The organism is Microcoleus sp. C2D2 (assembly GCF_036702495.1).
Lineage (GTDB): Bacteria > Cyanobacteriota > Cyanobacteriia > Cyanobacteriales > Microcoleaceae > Microcoleus.
On sequence record NZ_JAUBTO010000029.1, the window covers coordinates 61453 to 67452 of the forward strand.

Consider the following 6000-nt stretch of genomic DNA (forward strand, 5'->3'; position numbering starts at 1 on the left):
GCTGCTCGCTAGGTTGCAGCTAGCTCGTCCACGTTGATAAAAATGACGCTTATTACGAGTTAACTTCATTAAGTATTCCACAGGTTCAGCATATTTTTCGATATAATTAATCCACTGTTGGCTCTCATTACCACTCCCGAATGTATCCCTCTTTTGTCACGTCGGGGGTAGTAGAGAACTCTTTTGAGATATTTTATTAAAAAATAAGCCGGAGAAACAAGCCGTCTCACATAACTCAATAGCCACAAGACGATAAATCATGGGGCAATAGTGGCAAAAGATCGGAAACCCATATGGAACAAGGCTTACGGTTACAGCAATATATCTCAAATGGGTTCTATAATGTGATTGGTCACATTTATTAATCAAATTTTCCTTCTTCCTTCTTCCTTCTACCCTCTTCCTTCTACCTATGGCTCGTTATTCTCGACTGCAAAAACTCGGCTCTTATATGCGCCCGCACTGGAAACCAACATTCTGGGGCGTTTTTTCGCTGTTAATTGTCAATGCTGTGGGCGTTTACATTCCCCTGCTGATTCGGAATGCAGTTGACACTCTCCAAGTTGCGACTAAATTTGACCAAGTTTTCAACTACGTGGCACTAATTCTGATCCTCGCCTCAATTATGTGGGGAATTCGGATGATGTCGCGGATTCTGCTGTTTGGCGTGGGGCGTCAAGTAGAATTTGACCTCAAACAGCAAATTTTTAACCATTTATTAACATTAGAACCGTCTTATTTTGCCGCCAACACGGTAGGGGATTTAATTAACCGCGCTACTTCCGATTTGGACAATATTCGGCGCTTGGTGGGGTTTGCGGTGCTGAGTTTGGCGAATACAGCTTTTGCTTATGCTTTGACTTTGCCGGTGATGCTGGGGATTAATGTACGGCTGACGCTGTTGGCGATCGCCGTTTATCCTTTAATGCTGGTTTTGGTACAGTTATTTAGCGACAAACTTCGCATCCAACAGTTAGGGGTGCAAGAGGAACTGTCGGCGATGAGCGATTTAATTCAGGAGGATATGAGCGGGATTTCCGTAATTAAAATCTACGCTCAAGAAGAAAACGAACGCCGAGCTTTTCGCAATTGCAACGCGCAGTTGCTATCAGCAAATTTGGAATTAGCAAAAACTAGAAACTTTCTTTTTCCGCTGCTGGGCGGTTTGGCAAGCCTGAGTTTGTTGGTGCTGCTTTCTGCTGGTGGCGGGGCAATTGCTAATGGTCAAATTAGCATTGGCGATTTTGTGGCGTTGCTGATTTATGTCGAGCGTTTGGTGTTTCCGACGGCGCTGTTGGGTTTCACAATTACTGCTTACCAGCGGGGAGAAGTGAGTGTCGATCGCATCGAATCAATTCTGACTGTGGAACCGCAAATTAAGGATGCTGCCGATGTAGGTGAACTGAAAATGCCAGTCCAAGGCGAAATTGTCGCCCGCCATCTAAATTATACTTATCCGGGCGCTAAGACACCGGCGCTTAAAGATGTTGATTTTACCATAAAACCGGGAGAAACTGTCGCAATTGTTGGGGCGATCGGCTCGGGAAAATCAACTTTAGCTAATGCGCTGCCACGCTTGCTCCATATCGATCCGGGTCAGTTATTTGTAGACGGACAGGATATTACCAAGGTAAAATTGACTCAATTGCGCGGGGCGATCGCCTACGTTCCGCAAGAAAGTTTTCTGTTCGGCACTAGCATCAAGAATAACATCCGCTACGGAAACCCTTTAGCGGAACAGCCGGAGGTTGAAGCGGCGGCGAAACAAGCGCAAATTCACCCCGAAATCCTCAATTTTCCGCAGCAGTACAAAACAATTGTAGGCGAGCGCGGCATTACTTTATCCGGCGGACAGCGGCAGCGGACGGCACTTGCTCGCGCTTTGTTAGTTGACGCCCCGGTGTTAATTTTAGATGACGCTCTTTCCAGCGTTGACAATCAAACTGCTACCGACATTTTGCAAAACTTGGCAACGGGAACCGATCGCAAAACGGTAATTTTTATCTCGCATCAAATGTCGGCGGCGGCCAGTGCCGATCGCATTTTTGTGATGGAGAAAGGAGAAATAGTTCAGAGCGGCACTCACGCTGAATTGGTACGGAAAATAGGGCTTTATCAGTATTTGTGGAACCAGCAAAAATTAGAGGAATTGCTGCATTGACAAATGACAGATACTTTGAGTCATCTATACTTAGACTCTAGATAAGTAGGTTGGTGCGAATAAACTGGTCACGAGGAGGGCGGGTTTTGTCAGAATAAACTGGCTGCTAGCATAGCTCCTGGCTAAACCCGCCAGACCCATCTAATGTTTATTTGTAACCACCTACTTAACTAGGAAAGTTACGGTTAAAATTTATCCCACTAGCTGCATCCCTAATCATAGGATTTTAGTGATAAAAAAGCAACCAAACTTATTGCCAACCGATTTTAATTAGCTACATTACTCAAGGGAATTTCTTGTTGTTGTTGCTGAAATAATTTAATCGATTGCAGACTATCTGAAGCCGCATCCCAAAGAATGAATTGGAAGCAGTCAGGAATATCGCGAATAGTCAGTGATTTTGAATTAGCCAGCAAGTGAATATTAGCATTGTGACAAGCCTGAAGATTATAATTAGGTATGCGCTCAGAGAGATGATGAATATTGTGGTAAGCAATATCAGCCGAAAACCAATTGAGAATAGTTGGTAATTTTAGGTAACTACTGCCTTCAATTGCGCCAAGAAGATAGTCCCAACCCTCAGCTTTATGAGCGTAGGAACCGTCAAAATTATGCTGAACAAAGAAAATACAGATAAATATTGCTGCTGAACAGGTCATGACAATTGAGTAAACACTCCAGAAAAAGCCAACCCCCAGTAAGTTGCTCAGATAAATCCAGCTACCCACAACACAAATATTGTTGAACAATAAATCCCAAAACTCAGCCGTAGTATACCAATGTTTGGATTTATAAGAAGCAATGATTGCAGATAAACCCATGCCAAAATCTTGATTGAGACAAGCAAAGATATGTCGGATAAAACCAGTAATTCCCAAGATAAGCGCGAGTCTTGGCTTAATAATTAGATAGAAAAAACCACCTGGAAACAGCATCAATGGGTGTCTGAGTAACTGATATATTTTTTGACTAAATGGACTTAGCGCCGCAAATTTTTCGGTGGATATCAACGCCGAAGGGCCGCGGTACATATCCCAATTACCATTATGTTTGTGGTGATAAGCGTGTCCCCTCGACCAGGGGTACTGAGGAATCGCATTGATGATACCTAGCAGAAAACCCATAATGCGATTGACTTTTTTGGAACTAAAAAGAGAATAGTGCCCGCAATCGTGCATCAAAGAGAAACAACGTCCTGAAAAAAGTGTCATCAACACCATTATTGGCGGAAGAAGGAATACAGAAATGGCAGCCGCTTTAAATGCTAAAAACCATAAGAATATATAAGGAATCACTGTATTGAGTATTTGGCAAGTAGCTTTCAAATTGTTGCTCTTCATATAAGGAGCTAGCACAAAATCTGACTTTTCGATCGCGCTTTTCATTCAGTATCTCTATGGTGTGTGGATAAGTGCTTAGCTTCGCATCAGAATAGGATGGCTATTTGGGGCATTGTTTTGTTGCCGGTTATTGGGTGAATTGCAGTTTAATTTCAGCCCATGCTTGACCAACCTGCTGATAATATTTAGTTCATTAGCTCCTCCTTTTAGTTGTCTCGCAAAGCTGAAATTCATCCCAGCGTTGACGTACTCGATCGTAACAAACGACAGGAGTAATTGCTAATCGTTGCAACAAATCGATTTCTATTTTACCGTCACCTGTTAGCAGAATAATAATTTCTTTTGTGGGATTGTAGGTTGCAATGATTTGAAGCAAATTTGAGATAGCGGATGGCTCTATAGACCGTCGGTGCAGATAATCTGTTACCGATAATTCCTTTAGGAATTGCAAGTGATGCGGTACGGTATCAACCTGCAAATTCACAGGTGTATTGACGGGCAAATTTACCTCACACACCACCATACCTAAACCAGCAGTTAAAAATCCCTTCCAAGCGGTGTATCCAATGGTGAGCATATTTTGGTGAATGAACCGATTCTGCCAATACCCAAAGCTACCTTGCCGCTTGTTATCTTCAACTCGCATTGGCTTCTTCCCGCAGCAATTTAGCATATTTTACCAGATTTCTCAGCGCGGGAATAGTCTGCAATAAAGCATCGGTCTCTAATTTTCCACTCGCAAATGCTTCCAGGGCTTTCTTGATTTCCGGGTTTTTACCAATCCGAGAATATCCCAATGTCTCAGCTATAACTGTCATAACTCAACTTACTTCAATGATTAAATTTGTGAAAATATAGTGAGACTCAGTTCAAGCCATTACAGGGTATTATTGTTTGCAAAAAAAAGCCATAAACTACAGTGAAGAAATTAAGCGGTTGCACATTTAAATTGCATATGGGGGCGGCGTCGGAGCAACGGCCCACTCATGCTTTAATTATTTCTTGATGTGCAATTTAAATGCTGATTACCTTAGCGAGTGGTGGACGATAGCCTAGTATTCGCATTCACGAATTAACTATTACTTGACTAAAAATCTATCAGGAATAAGTGAAATCTAATCAATATTGTTCTAAGTCAATAGATCGATCGCCATAATACATTAATTTTGAGAAGGCTTAATTAACCATTATCTATGCCTCGTAGACGAAAAAGAACAGGTTTGCGATGATCGGCGGGCATTCTGACTAAGAGACTGTATAATCTCATCACAGTTGCGGGACAGCGCCGGATTTACGCCGGACTTTCCCCGTTTCTTCCAACGGTTTTTTTTGTTGGAACCGATTTTCGCACATCTATGAGGTTATCACAAATCTGGTTTGTTTACAGAAAAAACTGTGAAGCCTGTCAGCAGGCGAACAAATAGCTGGAGCCGAAGGCATTAATATGATTGGTTGGTTGCACGATCGGCGTTCGGTGATGTATGCCGCTATTGTTGCTTGCATCGTCTGTTGCACGCTTTACCGTTGCGGGCTCTACCCCCAACTCGATCGCTGGTTCAAAAGTTGGGCTACTCCCGAAAACTTCTGATTTGCGGGCTATATGGGCGAGAGACAAACTCTCTGTATCACCCCGCCGGCGCAGATCGGCAAACTGCCCGCCCCGTCAGCCAAATTTGACACAACATCCACAACTTTTTGCTTGATTCTGTATCAACTCCTGAAGACGGGAATTTGAGAAATAATCGCACTTGCTGGCGATCGTGCTGTGTGCTCGGAGCTCTAACTTGCTACAATTTAGTCGCACACGCGACTAGAAGGGATTATGACCGAACTATTAGATGAGGCGCTTTCTATTGAAATAGCGGCTCGCATCAAAAGCAACCGTAAAAACTGCTTTGACAACGCTTGTAAAGCAGCATTGGCCACCGAGGGGGCAATTTATGTTCAAGGCTTTTTAGCTGTGCCGGGAGCGCCGTATAAACCCATCGAGTATAGCTGGATTGAACTCGACGAGCGAATTGTTGACCCAACCTTTCCCCATCTCGGTTTCATCGCTCAAGACCTTCATTATTTCCCAGTACAGCGCTTCAGCGTCAAGAAACTCAAAGCAATCCTAGAAGAGTCAAAAGAAGATTATCCTGAAGACGACCCGCTGCCAATTTATGGCAATCAACCTTATGAATATTACGGTGATTTGATGTTAGGCGGTAGCGATTACCAAAATGCTTACGATTTGGCATTTGCTAAATGCAGGGAATTGAACCAACCCAAAAAACAGGATGCGAACTAATCAGGAATTAGGCAAAAAAATGGTTTGGCGCGCTACTTACAGCGGTAAGGTGCGCACTGCGCACCCTACAGATACAGATTACTGTAGCAACTGTTCGGTCGATTAATATACTTCATCATGACTTCCCAAATCCATTTGTGACAAGTTAAGAAAAAGTGCAAATTGTCAAGGGGGTAGACAAAAAAAGGTAAAATAGGATGAAACCTTTA

At 43.1% G+C, this 6000-nt stretch carries 6 protein-coding genes and 1 riboswitch; of the genes, 3 read left to right on the top strand and 3 right to left on the bottom strand.

Annotation, left to right across the window (positions count from 1 at the left end; genetic code table 11):
• Positions 1-412 precede the first annotated feature (412 nt).
• Positions 413-2161: an ABC transporter ATP-binding protein gene (locus QUB61_RS12310; RefSeq protein WP_333128277.1), complete on the top strand. Its 1749-nt coding sequence runs from the start codon at positions 413-415 to the stop codon at positions 2159-2161.
• A 266-nt stretch (positions 2162-2427) separates the two neighbouring features.
• Here the strand turns inward: QUB61_RS12310 and QUB61_RS12315 are convergent, their stop codons facing one another.
• The 3 genes from QUB61_RS12315 to QUB61_RS12325 form a co-directional block, all read right to left on the bottom strand.
• Positions 2428-3546, bottom strand: coding sequence for a fatty acid desaturase (locus tag QUB61_RS12315; protein ID WP_333128279.1), 1119 nt, complete (start codon positions 3544-3546; stop codon positions 2428-2430).
• Between the two features lie 148 nt (positions 3547-3694).
• Positions 3695-4147 carry a hypothetical protein gene (locus QUB61_RS12320; protein ID WP_333128281.1) on the bottom strand — a complete coding sequence of 151 codons (453 nt, stop codon included), beginning with the start codon at positions 4145-4147 and terminating at the stop codon, positions 3695-3697.
• Positions 4137-4319, bottom strand: a complete 183-nt coding sequence (locus QUB61_RS12325) for a hypothetical protein (protein WP_333128283.1) — start codon at positions 4317-4319, stop codon at positions 4137-4139. The genes QUB61_RS12320 and QUB61_RS12325 overlap by 11 nt, the downstream gene beginning before the upstream one ends.
• Positions 4320-4715: 396 nt before the next feature.
• Positions 4716-4859: riboswitch (cobalamin riboswitch) on the bottom strand.
• 86 nt (positions 4860-4945) lie between these two features.
• On the opposite strand from QUB61_RS12325, the gene QUB61_RS12330 reads away from it, so the two are divergent.
• Together QUB61_RS12330 and QUB61_RS12335 are read left to right on the top strand one after the other, a co-directional pair.
• Entirely contained in the window at positions 4946-5089 is a 144-nt protein-coding gene (locus QUB61_RS12330) for a hypothetical protein (protein ID WP_333128285.1), read from the top strand.
• 234 nt (positions 5090-5323) lie between these two features.
• A complete protein-coding gene (locus QUB61_RS12335; RefSeq protein ID WP_333128287.1) occupies positions 5324-5791 on the top strand; it encodes a hypothetical protein in 468 nt (155 codons plus the stop codon).
• Positions 5792-6000 lie beyond the last annotated feature (209 nt).